This is a genomic window from Actinophytocola sp. NPDC049390, from assembly GCF_044466355.1.
In the GTDB taxonomy this organism is placed as follows: Bacteria; Actinomycetota; Actinomycetes; order Mycobacteriales; family Pseudonocardiaceae; genus Actinophytocola.
The window spans coordinates 310269-329197 of the sequence record NZ_JBITMQ010000012.1; the positions used below are offsets into that span (position 1 = coordinate 310269).

The window sequence follows — 18929 nt, forward strand, 5'->3', positions numbered from 1 at the left end:
CTAGTGCGCTACGCCGCGAACGGGACAACCGGCGCGTCAGCTCCCTGTCCTCGTCGTCGGACACGGCGACCCGGCCGCGGATCTCGATCGTCCGGTACGGGTTTCGCGAGGTCGACGACCGTCAGGCTCACCCGCGGGTCCCGGGTGATGTTGCGGATCTTCTTGCGGGCCTTCGTGCTGGAGAAGACCACCGTGTCGCCGTCAAGGCCGATCCAGATGACCGAGGTCTGCGGTGAGCCGTCCGGGTTGAGCGTGGCGAGGGTCGCGAAGTTCGGGCTGTCGAGCAGCTGCCGGGTCGAATCATGTCAGTACTGGTCGGATCAATATGGACACGGGATTGAGGAAAGGGTGGATTCTGCGACCCGAGTCGGGTATACATCGGATGTCTTGCTTCGAGGTTGAAAGGGGACGGCGGCTCACATGGCGCGCATCACCGGCATGGATGTGCTCGACATCCGTTTCCCCACCTCGCGGGAGCTGGACGGGTCCGACGCGATGAACCCCGACCCCGACTACTCCGCCGCGTACGTCGTCCTGCGCACGGACGACGGGCCGGACGGCTACGGGCTCGCGTTCACCATCGGGCGGGGCAACGACGTGCAGGCGGCCGCCATCGCCGCGCTCGACCACATCGTCGTCGGACGGCCCGTCCCGGAGACCGCGCTCGAACTGGCCGCCCTCAACCGGGACCTGGTCGGCGACTCGCAGCTGCGCTGGCTCGGCCCGGAGAAGGGGGTCGCGCACATGGCGGTCGGGGCCGTGGTCAACGCGGCCTGGGACCTCGCGGCGCGCCGGGCCGAACGTCCACTGTGGAAGTTCCTGGCCGAGCTGTCGCCCGAGGAACTGGTCGCACAGGTCGACTTCCGGTACCTCTCGGACGCGCTCACCGAAGGGGAGGCGCTCGACATCCTGCGCAGGCCCGGCCGGGCGGAACGGATCGCCGCGATCGAGCGGGACGGCTACCCCGCCTACAGCACCGGCGCCGGCTGGCTCGGCTACCCCGACGACAAGATGGTCCGGCTCGCGAAACAGGCCGTCGCCGACGGGTTCACGATGCTGAAGCTGAAGGTCGGTGGCAGCCTCGACGACGACGTCCGGCGGTTGCGGCTCGCGCGGGACGCCGTCGGACCGGACATCCGGATCGCCGTCGACGCCAACCAGCGCTGGGACGTCGAGGCCGCGATCGCGTGGATGCGGGCGCTCGCGGGCTTCGACCCGTACTGGATCGAGGAGCCGACCTCACCCGACGACGTGCTCGCGCACCGGGCGATCGCCGAGGCCATCGCGCCGATCCGGGTCGCCACCGGTGAGCACGTGCAGAACCGCGTGATGTTCAAGCAGTACCTGCAGGCAGGCGCGCTGTCGGTGCTGCAGATCGACGCGGCGCGGGTCGGCGGGGTCAACGAGAACATCGCGATCCTGCTGCTCGCCGCGAAGTTCGGGGTGCCGGTGTGCCCGCACGCGGGCGGTGTCGGGTTGTGCGAGATGGTCCGGCACCTGTCGATGTTCGACTACGTGGCGGTGTCCGGCACGCAGACCGACCGCGCGATCGAATGGGTGGATCAGCTGCACGAGCACTTCACCGATCCCGCTATCGTGCGCGGCGGACGCTACCTCGCGCCCACGGCCCCGGGTTTCTCCGCGCGGATCAACGACGAGGCGCTCGCCCGGTACGCCTTCCCCGATGGTCCGGAGTGGAGGGTCAAGTGAGTGACTTCGACGGGTTGACAGCGGTCGTCACCGGTGGTGCGTCAGGGATCGGTGCCGCCGCCGCGCACCTGCTGACCGAACGCGGCGCCACGGTCGCCGTGCTCGACGTGAACCCCGGCGATGACGGCATCCGCTGCGACGTCTCGTCCGACGACGAGGTCCGCGCCGCCATCGACGCGGTGGCCGAACGGTTCGGCGGTGTCGACGTGCTGGTCAACAACGCGGGCATCGGCGCGCAGGGCGACGTGACCGCCAACGACGACGCCGAGTGGCACCGGGTGCTGGACGTGAACGTGGTCGGCATGGCCCGCGTGACCCGTGCCGTCCTGCCGCACCTGCGGCGCAGCAACACGGCCGCCGTGGTCAACACCTGCTCGATCGCCGCGTGGCAGGGCCTGCCGAACCGGGCGTTGTACTCGGCGAGCAAGGGCGCGGTCCTCGCGCTGACCCTGGCCATGGCGACCGACCACCTCGACGACGGCATCCGCGTCAACTGCGTGTGCCCGGGCACCGCCGACACCCCGTGGGTCGGCAGGCTCCTCGACGTGGCGCCGGACCCCGCCGCCGAACGTGCCGCGCTCGCCGCCCGTCAGCCGATGGGCAGGCTCGTCACCGCCGACGAGGTCGCGCACGCGATCGCCTACCTCGCAAGCCCCCTCTCCGGATCGACCACCGGGACCGCGCTCGCGGTCGACGGTGGCATGTACGGCCTGCGTCCCCGACCGCGGGCCTGACCCGTTCTTCCCAGCATCAAGGAGGATGCCCAATGCGCAAGACCTTCGGCGCGGTTGCTGTGGTCACCGCGCTGGCCGTCGCGGTGAGCGGTTGCGGGTCCACGAAGGACACCGCGGGCGGCGGCGGTGGTGGCGGTGGGGGCGGCAAGATCGGCGCCACCGTGCCGCTGTTGACCTCGCCGTTCTGGCAGGCGTACAACAACTACGTGCCCCGGATGGCGGAGGAGGCGGGCCTCGACGCCCTGCCGACCGTCAACGCGGACAACGACACCCAGAAGCAGATCACCGACATCAACAACCTGCTCAACCAGGGCGTCAAGGGCCTCGTCGTGACCCCGCTCGACTCCGCGGCCATCGTCGCGGGCCTCAACCAGGCCGAGCGCAAGGGTGTGCCGGTGGTGTCGGTCGACGTGGCGCCCGAGTCGGGCAAGGTCGCGATGGTCGTCCGCGCCGACAACCGCGCCTACGGCACCAAGGCGTGCGACGTGATCGGCGAGAAGGTGCCGCAGGGCAAGGTCATCCAGATCATGGGCGACCTCGCGTCGGTCAACGGGCGCGACCGGTCCGAGGCGTTCCGCGAGTGCATGAAGACCAAGTACCCGAAGCTGCAGGTGCTGGAGATCCCCGCGGACTGGCAGGCCGAGAAGGCCGCGTCCGGCCTCGAGGGCCTGCTGACCGCGAACCCGGACGTCAAGGGCATCTACATGCAGGCGGGCGGCGTCTACCTCGCGCCGACGCTGCAGGCGTTGGAGCGCAAGAACCTCAAGTTCCCCGTCGGCGACCCGAGGCACATCGTGCTGGTGTCCAACGACGGCATCCCGCAGGAGCTGGAGGCGATCCGCAACGGCGAGCTGGACGCGACCGTGTCACAGCCCGCGGACGACTACGCCAAGTACGGCATGTACTGGCTGAAGAAGGCCATGGCGGGCGAGACGTTCTCCGAGGGCCCGACCGATCACGGCAGCACGGTCGTCGAGACCATGCCGGGCATCCTGGAGGACCAGCTGCCCGCGCCGGTGGTGACCAAGGAGAACGTAGACGACGACGCGCTGTGGGGTAACAGCTTGTGACGAACGTTGTCGAGGCGACCGGGGTCGGCAAGCGCTACGGACCCACCGTGGCGCTCGCCGACGTCAGTCTCACGGTCGCGGCGGGCGAGTCGCACGCGCTCGTCGGCCGCAACGGCGCGGGCAAGTCGACGCTCGTGTCCATCCTCACCGGACTGTCCAAACCGGACACAGGAGTGGTCACGTTCGCCGGGGAGCCCGCGCCGCCGCTCGGCGACCGGGAGGCGTGGCGGACCAGGGTCGCGTGCGTCTACCAGCACTCGACGGTGATCCCGCACCTGACCGTCGCGGAGAACCTGTTCATCAACCGGCAACCGACGAGACGCGGCGTGATCTCGTGGTCGCGGCTGCGCGGCGACGCCCGCGAACTGCTTGACTCGTGGCGCGTCGACGTCGACGTGGACCTGCCAGCCGGTGAGCTGTCGGTCGAGGACCGGCAGCTCGTGGAGATCGCGCGTGCCCTGTCGTACGGGGCGCGGTTCATCGTGCTCGACGAGCCGACCGCGCAGCTCGACTCGGACGCGATCGCGCGGCTGTTCGTGCGGATGCGCGAGCTGCAGGACGCCGGGGTCACGTTCCTGTTCATCTCGCACCACCTGCAGGAGGTGCACGAGGTCTGCCAGGCGGTGACCGTGCTGCGGGACGCGCGGCACGTGGTCACCGCGCCGGTCGCGGACCTGACCCGCGCACAGCTGATCGACGCGATGACCGGCGAGAGCGGCGGTCTCACGGTGGCGGACGCGGCGGAACGGGAGGGTGTCGCGGCCGACGCCGAGGACGTGCTGACCGTCGCCGGCCTGTCCGGGGACGCGTTCGCCGACGTCTCGTTCGGGTTGCGGCGCGGCGAGGTGCTGGGCATCGCCGGGTCGAACGCGAGCGGCAAGCACCAGGTCGCGGAGACGATCTACGGGCTGCGCGCACCGGTGCGCGGTGCGGTGTCCGTGCACGGCCGCCCGCTGCCGCCGGGCGACGTGAAGGCGGCGCTGCGGGCGGGGATCGGTTGTGTGCCACGGGATCGCCACCACCAGGGGCTGGTGCTGGGCATGTCCATCGCGGACAACGCGGCCATGTCCGTCCTGGACCGGATGGGCTCGGCGGGCTTCGCGTCACCCGGCGCGCGGACCGCGGTGGCGACGAAGGCGATCGGCGACTACGACATCGTGGCCGCCGGTCCGGAGCAGCCCGCCGACGCGCTCTCCGGCGGCAACCAGCAGAAGGTCGTGCTCGCGCGGGCGCTGGCGAGCGACCCGGACGTGCTGGTGCTGATCAACCCGACGGCCGGGGTCGACGTGAAGTCCAAGGAGGCGCTGCTCGGCCAGGTCGAGCGGGTGCGCGCCGAGGGCAAGGCGGTCCTGATCGTCAGCGACGAGCTGGACGACCTGCGGCCGTGCGACCGGGTGCTGGTGCTGCGGTCCGGCGAACTGGTGGCGGAGCACGAAGCCGGCTGGTCGGTGACCGACCTGGTCGCCGACATAGAAGGGGTCACGCATGACTGACGTTCTCCCCGGTGAGCGCACGGCGACGCCGTCGGTGGCCAGGAGGTCCGCGCGGTTGCCGAGGTTGCGGGAGCTGGCTCTGCTGCCCGCGCTCGTGGTGCTGCTGGTCATCGGCGCGGTCGTCAACGACAGCTTCCTGACGACCGGCAACCTGATCAGCATCCTCGGCGCGTCCGCCGCGCTCGCGTTGGTCGTGCTCGGCGAGTCGCTCGTGCTGATCAGCGGCAAGTTCGACCTGTCGCTCGAGTCCACGGTGGGCATCGCACCCGCGATCGGCGCGCTGCTGGTGATCCCGTCCGGTTTCGGCACCGAATGGCCCGCGGCGGCCGGCATCGCCATGATCCTGGTCGTGGGCGCGGTGATCGGCACGTTCAACGGCTTCCTCATCGTGAAGCTGAAGCTGAACGCCTTCATCGTGACGCTCGCGATGCTGATCGTCCTGCGTGGCCTCCTCGTCGGCGCCACCGAGGGCAAGACGCTGTTCGACATGCCGGAGGCGTTCTTCACGCTCGCCACCGCCACGTTCGCCGGGCTGCCGATCTCGGTGTGGCTCGCGCTGATCCTGTTCGCGGTCACGGGGTTCGTGCTGCGCTACCACCGGGTCGGGCGCTCGCTGTACGCGATCGGCGGCAATCGGGAGGCCGCGCGGGCCGCGGGCATCAACGTGGACCGGATCTCGTGGCTGGTGTTCGTGGTCGCCGGTGTGCTGGCCGCGATCGGCGGGCTCGTGCTCACCGGGTACGTCGGCGCGATCAACGCCAACCAGGGCGACGGCATGATCTTCACGGTGTTCGCGGCGGCGGTCATCGGCGGCATCTCGCTCGACGGCGGGCGCGGCACGATGTTCGGCGCGCTCACCGGTGTGCTGCTGCTCGCGGTGGTGGAGAACCTGCTGACGCTGGCCCAGGTCCCGTCGTTCTGGATCCAGGCGGTCTACGGCGCGATCATCCTGGTCTCGCTGATGCTGGCCCGGTTCACCGGCGGCAAGCCGCAGACCTAGTCGTGCTCACCGAGAGCGTTCCGCAGCCACTGCTCGACGCCGGAGATGTGCACGGTCGCCCACGAGCGGGCCAGCTCCGGCTCGCGGGCGGCGATCGCGTCGTAGATCGCGCGGTGCTGTTCGCGCGTCTTCGCGACCGCGCCCTCCTGGGTGAGGCCGCGCCAGATCCGCGCGCGGGTCGTCGGGCCGGACAGCGAGTCGATCAGCGAGCACAGCACGGGGTTGCCGGTGCCCAGGGCGATGCGGCGGTGGAACTCCAGGTCGTTCGCGACGAGCGCCTCGACCGTCGGCGACTCCTCGAGTCCTTCGAGGAGCTTCTCCAGCTCGGCGATGTCCTCCTCGGTCATGTTGGTGGCGGCCATCGCGGTCGCCGCCGGTTCGAGGATGCGCCGCACGGCGAGGAAGTCGAGCACGGTGTCGTCGCGGTGGAAGTCCACGACGAACGTCATCGCGTCCAGCAGCAGCTTCGGTTCGAGGCTGGTGACGTACGTGCCGTCGCCCTGCCGGACGTCGAGCACGCGGATCAGGCACAGCGCCTTCACGGCCTCCCGCAGCGAGCTGCGCGACAGGCCCAGGTGCTGGGCAAGGTCGGCCTCCTTGGGGAGCCGGTCGCCCGGCGCCAGCTCACCCGAGATGATCATGCCCTTGATCTTGTCGATCGCTTCGTCGGTCACGGGCATGGCGTCGGACTCCTCAAACCTCGGATGTTTCCCTCTAGAGTGCCACGAAAGGCGAACGGATGCGGGTAGCACTGCACACCCGGCTCAAGCCGGGCAAGGAGGCGGAGTACGAGCAGGTGCACGCCGTCATCCCGCGTGACCTCGAGGTCGCGCTCCGCGACGCCGGCGTGTCGTCGTGGGCCATCTACCGCGACGGCCTCGACCTGTTCCACGTGCTGGAGGTCACCGACTACCAGGCCATGCGGCACGCGCTGCGCGACCACCCGGCCAACGTGCCGTGGCAGCGGCGGATGGCCGAGCTGCTCGACGTCGAGGACGACTACTCGGGCGCCGACACCGGCATCAAGCTCGTGTGGGAGCTGCCATGACCGTGACCGTCGGGCTGGGCTGCGCGCAACTCGGGAACCTGTACCGCGCGATGACCGACGAGACGGCCGCCGCCATCGTCGACGCGGCGTGGCTGACGGGTGTCAGGTACTTCGACACCGCACCGCACTACGGCCTCGGCCTGTCGGAACGGCGGCTCGGCGAGGCGCTGCGGGACCGGCCACGCGACGAGTACGTGCTGTCCACGAAGGTCGGCCGGTTGCTGGCGGAGAACCCGGCGTACGCGGGGGAGCGGGACACCGCCGGCTTCGACGTGCCCGCCACGCTGGTACGGCACCGCGACTACTCCCGTGACGGCGTGCTGCGGTCACTGGAGTCCAGCATGACGCGGCTCGGCGTCGACCGGATCGACATCGCGTTCGTCCACGACGCGGAGGACTACGTCGAGGAGGCCCTCGCGGGCGCGATCCCGGCGCTGGTCGAGCTGCGCGACCAGGGCGTGCTGCGCGGCATCGGCCTGGGCATGAACTTCGACAAGGTCCTCGCCGAGTTCGTCCGCCGGTCCGATGTGGACACCGTGATGGTCGCGGGCCGGTACACGCTGCTGGAACAGCCCGCCCTGGACGAACTCCTGCCACTGTGCGAGGAACGCGGGGTCCGCGTGATGGCGGCGGGCGTGTTCAACAGCGGCATCCTGGCCACGCCGACCCCGGGCACGACGTACAACTACGAACAGGCCCCGGCCGCTCTGGTCGAACGCGCGCAGCGGATCGCGGAGGTGTGCGGACGGTTCGGCGTCGACCTGCCGACCGCGGCGATCGCGATGCCCGCGCGCCACCCGGCCGTCGAGGCGGTCGTCCTGGGCGCCAGCTCGGTGCGGCAGGTGGAGTCGAACGCGGCGCGCGCGGCCACCGAGGTGCCGTCGGCACTGTGGGAAGCCCTGGCGGCGGAAGGGCTGCTGCGGTGATCATCGACGCCCACCACCACCTGTGGGAGGACCTGACCCGCCGCGACTACGACTGGCTGGCCGACCTCGACGCCATCCGCCGGCCGTACACAGTGGACGACCTGACGGCCGTCAGCCCCGCGGACCGCACGGTGCTGGTCCAGACGGTCCCGACGGTCGAGGAAACGGAGGAGTTCCTGGCGACGGCCGCGGCGACCCCGGTGATCGCGGGTGTCGTCGGCTGGGTGGACCTGACCGCCCCGGACGTGGCGGACCGCCTGGCGGCACTGCGCACGGACGCCCTGGTGGGCATCCGGCACCCCGCGCAGGGCGAGGCGGACCCGGACTGGCTGGTGCGCCCCGAGGTGATCCGCGGCGTCACGGCGGTGGCGGCGGCGGACCTGACGTACGACATCCTGATCCTGCCCGCGCAGCACCACGCGGCGATCGCACTCGCGGACGCGGTACCTGACGCCCGTCTGGTGCTGGACCACGCGGGCAAACCAGCCGTCGCCGAGGGCGGCTACGAACCGTGGGCGGAGTTCCTGACCGCGCTGTCGGCCCGCCCGAACGTGTACTGCAAGCTGTCCGGCCTGGTCACCGAGGCCGACTGGGCACGGTGGACGGTCGACGACCTGCGCCCGTACGCGTCGCACGTCCTGAAGTCCTTCGGCCCGGACCGGGTCATGTTCGGCTCCGACTGGCCGGTGTGCGAACTGGCCGCCACGTACGACGAGGTCCTGGCCGCGGCGCGGGCGTTCACGGACGAACTGTCACCGGCGGAGCGGAGCGAGGTGTTCGCGGGCACCGCGCGGCGCGCGTACCGGATCTAGGCCGAGTACAGGTCGGCGGCGGGTGCGCTGGGGACCTGGATCCAGCCGTCGTGCCGCTGGCCGCCGACCTGCAGGCAGATGGCGCGCTCGAAGGTGCGCCCGTCGATCCCGTCGTACCCGTGGCTGATGACGGCCCGGTGGATGTAGTCGGAGACCGCGAGCACCAGCGGCGCACCGGTCTCCCGGAGCCTGCGCTTGAGGTCCCGCGAGTTCAGCAGCCGGAACGTGAGGTCGATGTCCGCCCCGAACACGCCCCGCCGATCGAAGTGAACTTCACCTGAATGGATGGCGACCCGCAGCCGGAAGCTCCGCCCCGGGTACGTGGCCGAGTGCGCGGACAGCCGCTCGGTCATCATCGGGACGAAGGTGTCCAGGAGCAGCGTCTTCGGCACGTCGTCGTGCGGACGCAGCAGCAGCATGGCCCCGTCCCCGCGATCGTGGAACGGCGCCCACACCTCTTCCGGGATGCCGCACGCTCTCAGGGTCTCCTCGAGCAGGTCGTACATGTCGGACCGAAGGGCCGCCTTGGCGGGGTTCGTCCTGCTGGTGGATCCTTCGACGTCGCAGGCGATGATGACGCGCTGACGTGGATGGTGTCTGGTCACCTCATCCATGATCCCCTCCAGACCGCCTCTTCAGTTCTTAACTGAAGTCAGTTGAAGCAGCTGATGGGCTAAGGGTAGAGCCGCGTCATGGGCGCATGCAAGGAGCCAGGGAACTGCCGGACAACGTTCCGGCCACATTCTGGTGTGATGATCTCTCTTGCGGGGGCAATCGCCACCGGTATACTTCAGCCTTCGGTATTTGCCGCTGAAGTTCGCTGAAGGGCTGATGGTGGTGAACCTCGCTGAGGACCCGGCGGTTCGTCTCGCGCAGCGGCTGCGGTCGCTTCGTATCACCGGCTTGGTGGGCCGGAGGATTACGCAACGCGACCTGTCGGAGGCGTTGGATGCCAGTGGTCCGTTGATCTCCTCGTGGGAGAGCCGCGCGAACCCAAAGCCTCCCCCACCGGAACGGCTGGAGGCGTACGCCACGTTCTTCGCGACCGAGCGGTCGGTGTCCCGCAGACCGTATCGGGTGCTCGCCGAGGCGGAGCTGACCGGCGAAGAACGGGTTCGCCGTGACGACCTGCTGCGCGAACTCGTTGGTCTGCGAGACGAGGCGCGCGGCCTGCAGTCCCCTGGTTCGACCGTCAGTGATCCGTTTGCGAACAGCCACTGGCGTTTTCCGCGCGATGAAGACATCACGATCGTGTGCTCGGCGTTGCCCCGGCAGTATCTCGAGCGGATGCCGTACTCCAACCCGAAGGCGCCGGACTACGTCGACCTGTACCGGTTCGCGGATCTCGACGCGCTGCTCGAGCTGTTCGGGCACCTCCGCGCGGCCAACCCGCTCAACAACGTCCGGCTTCGTGCCCCCTACGAGATCAAGACGGACGACTACGCCACCCATCTTGTGCTGCTCGGTGGTGTCGACTGGAACAAGATCACCGAGGAGTTCCTGCACCGCCTCGACGTTCCGGTGCGGCAGTTGGCCAGGGACACCGAGGCGGAGCCAGGAGGTTTCCAGGTCGGCAAGGGTGACGACCGACGGTTGTTCACGCCGGTGTTGCGAAAGGTGGGTGACGAGGAGGTTCTCATCGAGGACGTCGCGCACTTCTTCCGGACAGTCAGCCCGCACAACGACAAGCGCACCGTCACCATCTGCAATGGCATGTACGCCCATGGCACCCTGGGTGCGGTACGTGCTCTCACCGACGCCAGTTTCCGCGACCGGAACGAACATCATCTACGAACGCGGTTTGCCGACACGACCACCTTCAGTATTCTGAGTCGTGTCAAGGTCTTCCTCGGTGCGGCGGTCACCCCCGATTGGAGCAGCCCCGAGGACCTGTTGCATGAGTGGCCGGAGCCGACAATGTGAGTACTGTGACCAGCAGCCAGTCCTCTCGCGGGGCGCACTCCCAGCACCACCACGGGTCGCACCGACAGTTGCTGGACAGACCGCGAATCGCGCACTTCCCAGCGGACGTGGACGCGATCATCGTGCCGACCGCGCGGCACGCGGCGAGACTCAACGCCACCGTGGAGGTGGCCGCCAAGTTGCAGTGCACCCTGGTGGCGCTGTGCAGTAAATGGTCATCGGCGCGTGATGTCGTGGCGTTGGCGCGAGGGCGAGCCAAGCTGGTCGCCATCGACGTCGACGGGGTACCGGATGGCGTCGTGCCGTTCTTCGAGACCTCCCGGGTCCTCACGGGCACCCGCTTCGAGCGGTCGACCGATCTCAGCCTCAAGCGGAACCTGGGGCTGCTGCTGGCACGGTTGACAGGCTGGGAACGAGTCGTCTTTCTCGACGACGACATCCGGGTTCCGGAGCCGACGGATCTGCGCGAGGCGGTGGGTCTCACCGATCACTACGCCGGTGTCGGGCTGATGATCGACGGCATGCCCGACAACTCCGTGGTCTGCCACGCCTACCGTGCGGCAGGTGGTACGCAGGACACCTTTGTCGGCGGTGGGGCGCTCGCCGTGGGTGCGGCGTCCATGACGTCGTTCTTCCCCAACATCTACAACGAGGACTGGTTCTTCCTCCTCGACGACGACGGCTTGCGTCCCACGGCGGTGACGGGCAGGGCCATCCAGAAGCCGTTCGGCCCCTACGTCGAGCAGCGCGCGAGAATGGAAGAACTCGGTGATGTCCTTGCCGAGGGGCTGTTCTGGCTGCTCGACAACGGGCGTTCCCTGCGGGATGCCGGCAGCGCGCACTGGCGGACGTTCCTGCGTGAGCGTGCCGGGTTCATCACCGACGTCATCGGGATGGTGGAGCGTGCGGAGAGGGATCCTCGGCAACGCGGGCGGATACTCCAAGCTCTGAAAGCCGCGCGTGGGCGGTGTCAATGCATCACGCCCGAGTTGTGCGTTCGCTACGTCGACGCCTGGCGAACGGACCGCGTCAGGTGGCGTCGTCACGTCGAGGACATGGGCCTCGCGGCCGGGGCCAGGTTCGCGAACGAAACGGAGCGACGTTCAGTCACCGGGCTGCGCGCGTTGCTCAGGTGGCTGGGCTTGCCCGACGCGGCGGCCCACCTATGCCTCTCGTAGCGACTTCACCATGACCTGGCACAACTCGGCGTGACGCACCCCGTGGTTGTCGGCCAGCGAATAGCACTTCACGGGACCGTGGGCCCATTCCTCGTAGCCGAGGCGCTTGTACAACAGCGCGGCCCGGTAGTTGGACAGCTCCACCGCGAGGGCGACCCTGTGACACCTCAGTCGCCGGAGGCGGCGCTCGGCCGCCAGGACCAGTGCGGTACCGGCGCCACCGCCGCGATGGTCGGAGTGAATCTCCAGGTGGTTCAAGATCGGGACGGCGTGCAGATACTCGCGCAGTTCGGGCTCCTCGGCGTCCTCGAGCCACAGGTAGATGACGCCGATCGGCCGGCCGTTCCGCCACCCGGCCAGCAGCATCCCGCGTCGGTCATGCTGACGGGAGAAGTGGTCGTCGAACAACCGTTCCTGTCCCAGTTCCCGGATCAGGATCTCCCGGTCGGCCCAGCGGGCTCGTCGAATGCGCAGATCGTCCATTTCAGTATCTGACCGTCTCACAGACCCGTCACGAATCGGTGGTGGGACGGCCACCAGGATACGCATTGGCGGGTGGGAATATCGGCCGAGGACGTGACCGGCGGAACACTGCGCGACCGTCACGCCGGGGCGGGCTGTCCCGTCCATCAGGTGAGCCGAGAAAGAAGGCACCCGATGCGCAGGATCCTCATCGTCGGCGGCGGATACGCCGGCTTCTACACCGCCTGGCGGCTCGAGCGGAAGCTCCGCCGCGGCGAAGCGGAGGTCACGCTCGTCGACCCCCGCCCCTACATGACCTACCAGCCGTTCCTGCCCGAGGTCGTGGCCGGTTCGGTCGAGGCGCGGCACGCCGCCGTGTCGCTGCGGCGGCACCTGCGGACCACCCGCGTGGTCGCCGCGACGGTGACCGCCGTCGACCACCGGCACCGCGTGGTCACCGCGCGCCCCGCCGACGGCGACACCATCGAGCTGGACTACGACGTCATCGTCGTCACCGCGGGCGCGGTCACCCGCAAGTTCCCCGTGCCCGGCATCGGCGAGACCGCGATCGGCCTCAAGCACGTCGAGGAGGCCGTCGCGATCCGGGACCGGCTGCTCACCGCGTTCGATCGGGCCTCGGCGCTGCCGCCCGGGCCGTTGCGGGAGAAGCTGCTGACGGTCACGGTCGTCGGCGGCGGCTTCTCCGGCGTGGAGGGCTTCGGCGAGCTGCTGTCGCTCGCGACCGCGCTGCTGAAGCGCTATCCGGAGATCACCCGCGACGAGCTGCGGTTCCACCTCGTCGAGGCGACCGGCCGCATCCTGCCCGAGGTCACCGACCGGCCCGGCCAGTGGGTGGTGCGGGAACTGATCCGGCGGGGCGGGCGGGTCCACCTGAACACGCGGGTCACCGCCGCGGTCGACGGGCACGTGGTGCTGTCGACCGGCGAGGAGTTCGACTCGGACCTGATCGTGTGGACCGCGGGCAACGGCGCCAACCCCGTCGTCGGCAGCCACACCGACCTACCCGTCGATGAACGCGGCTACGTCGTGGTCCGCCCCGACCTGCGGGTCGGCACCGACGACGCGCCCGTGCCCGACGCGTGGGCCGCGGGCGACGCCGCCGCGGTGCCCGACCTCGCCGTGCCGGACGCGCCGCGCACCGTGCCGAACGCGCAGCACGCGTACCGCCAGGGCAAGCTCCTCGCCCGCAACATCGTCGCCACGCTGCGCGGCAGGGAGCCGAAGGAGTACGTCCACCACAGCCTCGGCGCCATCGCCACGCTCGGGATGGGGCGCGGGATCTTCCAGTACCGGCGGATCGTGATCACCGGTCTGCTCGCGTGGCTCATGCACCGCGGCTACCACGTGCTGGCCGTGCCGAGCTGGGAACGCAAGGTTCGCGTGCTCGCGATCTGGCTGACGCAGGCACTGTTCGGGCGGGACATCCTGTCGCTCGCGTCGGTGCAGCACCCGAGGGACGCGTTCGTCGCGGGCGGCGAGCCACCCGTGGAGAGCGCTCACATAGAGAGGACGACCTTCGCGCGGGCGTGCTCCTCCTCGACGTAGCGGATGGCGGCCGCGGCGTCGGTCAGCGGGTAGGTGCGGTCGACCACCGGCGTGACCCTGCCCGCCTCGATGAGGTCACGCAGTGCGTCCAGGTTGCGCGTGTTCGGCGACTCGCCCAGCACCACCAGTCGCTGCCGGACGAACGCGTTCAGCAGCTGCCCGCGGACGATCAGCCCGACCGGGCCGACGACGCTGCCGCCGCCGTACACGCCGCCGCCGGACAGGACCACCGTGCCGCGCGGGCCCGCCGCGCGGCGCAGCGACGTGAGAGAGCGGTTTCCCACCAGGTCGAACACCACGTCGTAGCGTTCGGTGGTGAAGTCCTCTCGGGTGTAGTCCACGACCGCGTCCGCGCCGAGGCCACGTACGAGGTCCACGTTCCTGGTGCTGCACACCGCCGTGACGTGGGCGCCGAACGCCTTCGCCAGCTGCACGGCGAACGTGCCGACGCCGCCGGACGCGCCGTTGACCAGAACCCGTTGCCCTGCTTGGACGTCCGCGACGTCACGCACGCCCATCAGCGCCGTGTTCGCGGCCAGGGGCACCGCGGCCGCCTCCTCGAACGTGAGGCCGGCCGGCTTGCGTGCCACCTGGCCCTTCGGCACGGCCGCGAACTCGGCGAACGCGCCCTCGGCCGACCCGAGGTCGCCGTACACCTCGTCGCCCGGCCGGAACTCGGTGACGTTCCGGCCGACCGCGGCCACCACGCCGGCGAGGTCGCGGCCCCGGACCGTCCTCTTCGGACGCCGCGGCGCGCCCACCATTAGCCGCGACAGGTACGGGTCGCCGCGCATCATGTGCCAGTCCCACGCGTTGAGCGCGGCGGCACGCACCTCGACGAGCACGTCGTCGTCGCCCGCCACCGGGGCCGGGATGTCCTGGAGCGCCAGGGTTTCCGGGCCGCCGTAGTTGTTCTGCACGATCGCCTTCACCGGTTTTCCTTCCTGCGAATGATCCATTCCGCGACGACGAGGTTCAGCACCCAGCCCGCGCCCAGCAGCAGTGCCCTGGTCAGTACGTCCGGTTGACCGGCCACCGCGATCCAGCACCCGAAGATCACCGCCTGGGAGCCCGCGCCCTGCCCGATGGCGTAGCCGCGCACCATCCACGCGCGGTGCGCGCCGAAGTCCCGCCGTCGCACGGCGACGAACCCGAGCACGAGCGCACCGGCCATGGCCGAGCCGAACGCCAGGCGCAGCACCATCATCAGGTCACCGTCGTGTGCGGGCAGCGGGTAGAACACCGCCATCCACGTCCCGGACAGCGCGGCGACGAGTCCACACGGGACGATCAGCCGCCCGAGCACGCGGTGCCGTGGACCGTGTAAGAACTGGAACGCGCCGAGGACGCAGAACAGGCTCGCGCCCACGATGTGCAGCAGCACCGGCACGGGATCGGCGAAGAACCGCGCGTTGTCGTCGGTGACCGCGCCGCCGGTGCCGAGTTCCGTGACCCGGAAGGCACCCGCGATGACCGGCACGGCGGTGAGCGCGAGCAGTGCGGCGGTGACCCGCTTCCGCGAGCGGGCCGGGGCCAGTGTCGTCATACCGAGAATGGTGGCGGGCGAGCGGCCCCTGGCTCATCGGGCGATGGTTCCGTTGTGCCGCCGTACTTTCGGCTACCTGCGGGCCCGGCCCGTCTCGTACGCCCAGATGGCGACCTCGACGCGGTTGCGCGCCCCGAGCTTGTTCATCAGGCTCGTGACGTGTGACTTCACCGTGCTGAGCGTGATGTGGTGCTCGTCGGCGATCTCGTTGTTGGTGCGCCCGCGGGCCACGGCGACGAGGATCTGCTCCTCGCGTTCGGTGAGCGGGTCGATGGGCTGGACCGGGGGCTGCCCGGGGCCGTTGCCCGCGAACGTGGCGAGCAGCCGGGCCGTGACGCTCGGCGCGATCAGCGCGTCGCCGCTCGCGGCGGCGTGGACGGCCTGCGACAGCATGTCGGCGCCCGCGTTCTTGAGCAGGAAACCGCGGGCGCCTGCCCGCAGCGCGGCGTAGACGTACTCGTCGAGGTCGAAGGTCGTGATCACGACGACGGCCATCGGGTCCGCGACGTCCGGGCCCGCGAGGCGGCGGGTGGCCTCGATGCCGTCCACGTCGGGCATCCGGATGTCGAACAGGCACACGTCCGGCCGCAGCCGCCGTGCCAGGTCGACCGCGTGCCTTCCGTCGGGCGCCTCGCCGACGACCTCGATGCCGGGCTGGGCGTTCAGGATCATCGCGAGCCCGGTGCGGACGATCTCCTGGTCGTCGGCCACCACCACGCGGATGCTCACCGCGTCGCCCTCGGCAGCACGGCCGTCACGGCCCAGCCGCGGTCCGGTGCGGGGCCCGCCTCGCACGTGCCACCGAGCAGTTCGGTGCGCTCGGCCATCCCGACGAGGCCGTAGCCGGACCCGTTGGTCCGTCCCGGCGGGTCGCCGTCGTCGCGGACGGACAGTCGCACCTCGGTGTCGCCTGCGTCGACGCGGACCTCGATGCGGGTGACGTGCCTGGCGTGGCGGTGGGCGTTGGTGACCGCTTCCTGTGCGAGGCGGTAGATCGCGGACTGCACCGGTGCCGGGAGGTCGTCCACGTCGCCGGTGAGGGTGACGTCGACCGGTGGCGGGAGACGGGTGAGGTCGGTGACGCGCGGCCCGGGGGAGAGGGCGGCCGGGTCGGACCGCAGGAGCCGCACCATGCCCCGCATCTCGTCGAGCGCGCGGGCCGCCTCGGTGTCGATGAGGCGAAGCGCGTCGACGGCCGCGTCCGGGTCGGCGGCCGCGGTGGCGATGCCTGCCTGCGCGCGGATCGCCATGGCCGACACGTGGTGGGCGACCGTGTCGTGCAGGTCGCGGGCGAGCCGTTCGCGTTCGAGGAGCTTCACCTGGTCCAGTTCGCGGTGCCGGGCCCGCGCCCGGTACCGCACGGCCGCGCCGACGGCCATCAACGCGGACACGATGAAGAAGCCCGCAAGCGCGTCCCCGAACGGGAGGAAGCCCATCACGGCGTCGATCCCGAGCTTGACGTAGATGATCGCGGCCCCGAGCACCTCCTCGCGCCCGGAACCCCACCGGAAGAGCGCGAACGGCAGCAGGATCATGTACACGAGCACGTTCTGCTGCGGAAACGCGTGCCCCACCACGAACGGGGACAGCCCGCACACCCCGAACGCGATCGCGACCACCAGCAGCGGCCGGGACCGCCGGAACGGCAACGTGAACACAAGCCCCGCACACACGACGACGGAAAGCCACCGCCAGTCCAGCCCGGCCCGGAGCACCCCTTCGAGCACGGCGACCGGCACGAGCACCCCGACCAGCGCCCAGTCCCACCAAGCGGGCGGTGGCGTGGGAACGGGCCGCGCCTCCCGCCACACCGACCGAAGAAGCTCGAACACCGCCCCATGGTAAAAGCGCCACCCCCCACCCGAATCGCCCAAAAGTACGACCACCCCGCGAGTCGCGCGCCCAAACATGGCGAGTCGCGCGCTCAGACATGGCGAGTCGCGCGCTGAGACACCGCGAGTCGCGCGCTCAGACACCGCGAGTTGTCGGTTTCGTGCAGAGGTCCGACCCGTGGACATGCACGAGATCGACAACTCGGTATGCCCGGGCGCGCGACTCGCGGTGTTCGAGAACGCGACTCGCGGGGTTGCTATAAGTCGATCATCGGTATATACCGTTCGTGTGACGGATGCTTTGCGGGAGCCGACGTTCCTGATACTCACCGCGCTGGCCGACCGGCCCTTGCACGGGTACGGGATCCTGCGTGACGTCGAGGAGATCTCCGACGGTCGTGTGCGGTTGCGGGCGGGCACGCTCTACACCGCGCTGGACCGGTTGACCTCGGACGGCTGGGTGGCCGTGGACCGGGAGGAGGTCGTGGACGGCAGGCTCCGCCGGTACTACAAGCTGACCGACCTGGGGGCGGCCAGGTTGGCGACCGAGGTGGCACGGATGCAGGCGAACACCCGTGTCGCGGAACGACGTCTGCGGGTACGGCCCATGGAAGGAACAGCGTGAGCGAACTCGAGAAGCGGTACCGGCGGCTGCTGGCGCTCTACCCGCGTGACCACCGCGAACAACACGGCGAGGAGATGCTCGGCGTGCTGGTGGCGGACGCGGGCGAGCGGACTCGACCGGGCTGGCGGAACACGATCGACCTGGTGTGGGGCGCGTTCCGGCTGCACCTGCGCCGGTTGATCGCCGCCGACGTGCTTGCGATCGTGAGCTTGCTCGGCCCGGTCGCGATCCTCGCGGGCGCGACGGTCAGCTTGCACGAGCTGGCGTGGTATGTCCGAATCGGCTCGGTGCCGCCGTTGGAGCGGGTCCCGGACGCACCTGTCTGGTTCGTCTGGCTCGCGGTGGCCGTGCTCGCTGTGTTCGGGAAGCGGCGGGCCGCGGCGGTCGGCGCGTGGGTCGGAACGGCCGGGCTGGCGCTGCTCCTCACGATGGCCAACATGAGCTGGCGGTGGAACTACTCCGAGGCGGGCTGGGTGCTGCTCGGGCCCGTGATCGCCGTCGCGCTGACGCTGTCGCCCGGTCCGGCACGCGGCCGCGAACTGGTCGGCAGGGGGTCGGTGGCCGTGATGGCGGCGACGGTCCTTGCCGTCGCGACGACCGGCGTCCTGGGGTACGGGGAGACGGTCGCCGAGGTGGCGCAGCTCGCGGCGCTGGCCGTCGGCGCGGCGGTGGCCACCAAGGTCTGGTCCCGTGCCGGCAGCCGGGCCACCCTGGTGCTCCTCACACCGGTGATGACCGCGTTGCTCGCGCATCTGGTGTCGTGGCTCCACTCGGGACCCATCAACGACACGGTCACCGCGCTGATCTTCTTCGGGTTGCCGCTGCTGCTCCTGGTCGTCTCCGGCGGGCTGGTCCGCCTGAACAGGCGGCCGACCGTCAGCTAGTCCCGCACAGACAACGCGAGTCGCGCGCTCGGACACACCGAGTTGTGGGGGTGGGGGGGGGGGGCCGCCCCGGGGGGGGGAGGCAGACAAGCACAACGTAGGGGGGGGGGGGGGGCGCCC

20 protein-coding genes and 1 pseudogene are annotated in these 18929 nt (G+C 70.2%); 13 read left to right on the forward strand and 8 right to left on the reverse strand.

The window, feature by feature from the left end:
- Positions 1 to 8: 8 nt before the first annotated feature.
- Positions 9 to 290, reverse strand: a pseudogene (locus ACIBVP_RS31170) (TIGR03618 family F420-dependent PPOX class oxidoreductase); the annotation flags it as partial.
- 130 nt (positions 291 to 420) lie between these two features.
- On the opposite strand from ACIBVP_RS31170, the gene ACIBVP_RS31175 reads away from it, so the two are divergent.
- Genes ACIBVP_RS31175 through ACIBVP_RS31195 form a run of 5 tightly spaced genes read left to right on the forward strand, consistent with a single transcriptional unit; the run spans position 421 to position 6007 of the window.
- A complete protein-coding gene (locus tag ACIBVP_RS31175; RefSeq protein WP_396109954.1) occupies positions 421 to 1710 on the forward strand; it encodes an enolase C-terminal domain-like protein in 1290 nt (429 codons plus the stop codon).
- Positions 1707 to 2444 carry an SDR family NAD(P)-dependent oxidoreductase gene (locus ACIBVP_RS31180; RefSeq protein ID WP_396109955.1) on the forward strand — a complete coding sequence of 246 codons (738 nt, stop codon included), beginning with the start codon at positions 1707 to 1709 and terminating at the stop codon, positions 2442 to 2444. The genes ACIBVP_RS31175 and ACIBVP_RS31180 overlap by 4 nt, the downstream gene beginning before the upstream one ends.
- A 32-nt stretch (positions 2445 to 2476) precedes the next feature.
- Positions 2477 to 3514 (forward strand): sugar ABC transporter substrate-binding protein, encoded by a 1038-nt coding sequence (locus ACIBVP_RS31185; RefSeq protein ID WP_396109956.1) that lies wholly within the window; start codon positions 2477 to 2479, stop codon positions 3512 to 3514.
- The gene (locus ACIBVP_RS31190) at positions 3511 to 5007 is read left to right on the forward strand and encodes a sugar ABC transporter ATP-binding protein (protein WP_396109957.1); all 1497 of its coding nucleotides are present in this window, start codon (positions 3511 to 3513) and stop codon (positions 5005 to 5007) included. The genes ACIBVP_RS31185 and ACIBVP_RS31190 overlap by 4 nt, the downstream gene beginning before the upstream one ends.
- Positions 5000 to 6007 (forward strand): ABC transporter permease, encoded by a 1008-nt coding sequence (locus tag ACIBVP_RS31195; protein WP_396109958.1) that lies wholly within the window; start codon positions 5000 to 5002, stop codon positions 6005 to 6007. Before ACIBVP_RS31190 ends, ACIBVP_RS31195 begins: the two co-directional genes overlap by 8 nt.
- Here ACIBVP_RS31195 and ACIBVP_RS31200 read toward each other — a convergent pair.
- Positions 6004 to 6687, reverse strand: coding sequence for a FadR/GntR family transcriptional regulator (locus ACIBVP_RS31200; protein ID WP_396109959.1), 684 nt, complete (start codon positions 6685 to 6687; stop codon positions 6004 to 6006). The two genes, ACIBVP_RS31195 and ACIBVP_RS31200, sit on opposite strands and share 4 nt — an antisense overlap.
- Before the next feature lie 59 nt (positions 6688 to 6746).
- Between ACIBVP_RS31200 and ACIBVP_RS31205 the strand changes: the two genes are divergently transcribed.
- Genes ACIBVP_RS31205 through ACIBVP_RS31215 form a run of 3 tightly spaced genes read left to right on the forward strand, consistent with a single transcriptional unit; the run spans position 6747 to position 8793 of the window.
- Complete coding sequence (locus ACIBVP_RS31205) at positions 6747 to 7055, forward strand: L-rhamnose mutarotase (RefSeq protein ID WP_396109960.1); 309 nt, start codon at positions 6747 to 6749, stop codon at positions 7053 to 7055.
- Entirely contained in the window at positions 7052 to 7981 is a 930-nt protein-coding gene (locus ACIBVP_RS31210) for an aldo/keto reductase (RefSeq protein WP_396109961.1), read from the forward strand. Before ACIBVP_RS31205 ends, ACIBVP_RS31210 begins: the two co-directional genes overlap by 4 nt.
- Positions 7981 to 8793: an amidohydrolase family protein gene (locus tag ACIBVP_RS31215; protein WP_396110017.1), complete on the forward strand. Its 813-nt coding sequence runs from the start codon at positions 7981 to 7983 to the stop codon at positions 8791 to 8793. Before ACIBVP_RS31210 ends, ACIBVP_RS31215 begins: the two co-directional genes overlap by 1 nt.
- On the opposite strand, the gene ACIBVP_RS31220 is transcribed toward ACIBVP_RS31215, so the two are convergent.
- On the reverse strand, positions 8790 to 9407 hold the full coding sequence (locus ACIBVP_RS31220) for a hypothetical protein (RefSeq protein ID WP_396109962.1): 618 nt from the start codon (positions 9405 to 9407) through the stop codon (positions 8790 to 8792). The two genes, ACIBVP_RS31215 and ACIBVP_RS31220, sit on opposite strands and share 4 nt — an antisense overlap.
- A gap of 190 nt (positions 9408 to 9597) precedes the next feature.
- Here ACIBVP_RS31220 and ACIBVP_RS31225 point away from each other — a divergent pair, with 190 nt between their 5' ends.
- Positions 9598 to 10716, forward strand: a complete 1119-nt coding sequence (locus ACIBVP_RS31225; RefSeq protein ID WP_396109963.1) for an XRE family transcriptional regulator — start codon at positions 9598 to 9600, stop codon at positions 10714 to 10716.
- 107 nt (positions 10717 to 10823) lie between these two features.
- Entirely contained in the window at positions 10824 to 11894 is a 1071-nt protein-coding gene (locus ACIBVP_RS31230; protein WP_396109964.1) for a hypothetical protein, read from the forward strand.
- Here the strand turns inward: ACIBVP_RS31230 and ACIBVP_RS31235 are convergent.
- On the reverse strand, positions 11880 to 12377 hold the full coding sequence (locus ACIBVP_RS31235) for a GNAT family N-acetyltransferase (protein WP_396109965.1): 498 nt from the start codon (positions 12375 to 12377) through the stop codon (positions 11880 to 11882). The two genes, ACIBVP_RS31230 and ACIBVP_RS31235, sit on opposite strands and share 15 nt — an antisense overlap.
- A gap of 174 nt (positions 12378 to 12551) precedes the next feature.
- Between ACIBVP_RS31235 and ACIBVP_RS31240 the strand changes: the two genes are divergently transcribed.
- The gene (locus ACIBVP_RS31240; protein ID WP_396109966.1) at positions 12552 to 13922 is read left to right on the forward strand and encodes an NAD(P)/FAD-dependent oxidoreductase; all 1371 of its coding nucleotides are present in this window, start codon (positions 12552 to 12554) and stop codon (positions 13920 to 13922) included.
- On the opposite strand, the gene ACIBVP_RS31245 is transcribed toward ACIBVP_RS31240, so the two are convergent.
- The 4 genes from ACIBVP_RS31245 to ACIBVP_RS31260 form a co-directional block, all read right to left on the reverse strand.
- A complete protein-coding gene (locus ACIBVP_RS31245; RefSeq protein WP_396109967.1) occupies positions 13874 to 14854 on the reverse strand; it encodes an NAD(P)-dependent alcohol dehydrogenase in 981 nt (326 codons plus the stop codon). The two genes, ACIBVP_RS31240 and ACIBVP_RS31245, sit on opposite strands and share 49 nt — an antisense overlap.
- The gene (locus ACIBVP_RS31250; protein WP_396109968.1) at positions 14851 to 15468 is read right to left on the reverse strand and encodes a DUF2306 domain-containing protein; all 618 of its coding nucleotides are present in this window, start codon (positions 15466 to 15468) and stop codon (positions 14851 to 14853) included. Before ACIBVP_RS31250 ends, ACIBVP_RS31245 begins: the two co-directional genes overlap by 4 nt.
- Before the next feature lie 72 nt (positions 15469 to 15540).
- Complete coding sequence (locus ACIBVP_RS31255) at positions 15541 to 16197, reverse strand: response regulator (RefSeq protein WP_396109969.1); 657 nt, start codon at positions 16195 to 16197, stop codon at positions 15541 to 15543.
- A complete protein-coding gene (locus tag ACIBVP_RS31260; protein ID WP_396109970.1) occupies positions 16194 to 17300 on the reverse strand; it encodes a sensor histidine kinase in 1107 nt (368 codons plus the stop codon). Before ACIBVP_RS31260 ends, ACIBVP_RS31255 begins: the two co-directional genes overlap by 4 nt.
- A 289-nt stretch (positions 17301 to 17589) precedes the next feature.
- Here ACIBVP_RS31260 and ACIBVP_RS31265 point away from each other — a divergent pair, with 289 nt between their 5' ends.
- The gene (locus ACIBVP_RS31265; RefSeq protein ID WP_396109971.1) at positions 17590 to 17925 is read left to right on the forward strand and encodes a PadR family transcriptional regulator; all 336 of its coding nucleotides are present in this window, start codon (positions 17590 to 17592) and stop codon (positions 17923 to 17925) included.
- Positions 17922 to 18809, forward strand: coding sequence for a hypothetical protein (locus ACIBVP_RS31270; RefSeq protein ID WP_396109973.1), 888 nt, complete (start codon positions 17922 to 17924; stop codon positions 18807 to 18809). Before ACIBVP_RS31265 ends, ACIBVP_RS31270 begins: the two co-directional genes overlap by 4 nt.
- Positions 18810 to 18929: the final 120 nt, after the last annotated feature.

Bases quoted from the DNA above. Each gene is read 5' to 3' on its own strand.
- ACIBVP_RS31175 (WP_396109954.1), top strand. From the start codon at position 421: ATGGCGCGCATCACCGGCATGGATGTGCTCGACATCCGTTTCCCCACC.
- ACIBVP_RS31185 (WP_396109956.1), top strand. From the start codon at position 2,477: ATGCGCAAGACCTTCGGCGCGGTTGCTGTGGTCACCGCGCTGGCCGTC.
- ACIBVP_RS31195 (WP_396109958.1), top strand. From the start codon at position 5,000: ATGACTGACGTTCTCCCCGGTGAGCGCACGGCGACGCCGTCGGTGGCC.
- ACIBVP_RS31200 (WP_396109959.1), bottom strand. From the start codon at position 6,687: ATGCCCGTGACCGACGAAGCGATCGACAAGATCAAGGGCATGATCATC.
- ACIBVP_RS31205 (WP_396109960.1), top strand. From the start codon at position 6,747: ATGCGGGTAGCACTGCACACCCGGCTCAAGCCGGGCAAGGAGGCGGAG.
- ACIBVP_RS31210 (WP_396109961.1), top strand. From the start codon at position 7,052: ATGACCGTGACCGTCGGGCTGGGCTGCGCGCAACTCGGGAACCTGTAC.
- ACIBVP_RS31220 (WP_396109962.1), bottom strand. From the start codon at position 9,407: ATGGATGAGGTGACCAGACACCATCCACGTCAGCGCGTCATCATCGCC.
- ACIBVP_RS31235 (WP_396109965.1), bottom strand. From the start codon at position 12,377: ATGGACGATCTGCGCATTCGACGAGCCCGCTGGGCCGACCGGGAGATC.
- ACIBVP_RS31240 (WP_396109966.1), top strand. From the start codon at position 12,552: ATGCGCAGGATCCTCATCGTCGGCGGCGGATACGCCGGCTTCTACACC.
- ACIBVP_RS31250 (WP_396109968.1), bottom strand. From the start codon at position 15,468: ATGACGACACTGGCCCCGGCCCGCTCGCGGAAGCGGGTCACCGCCGCA.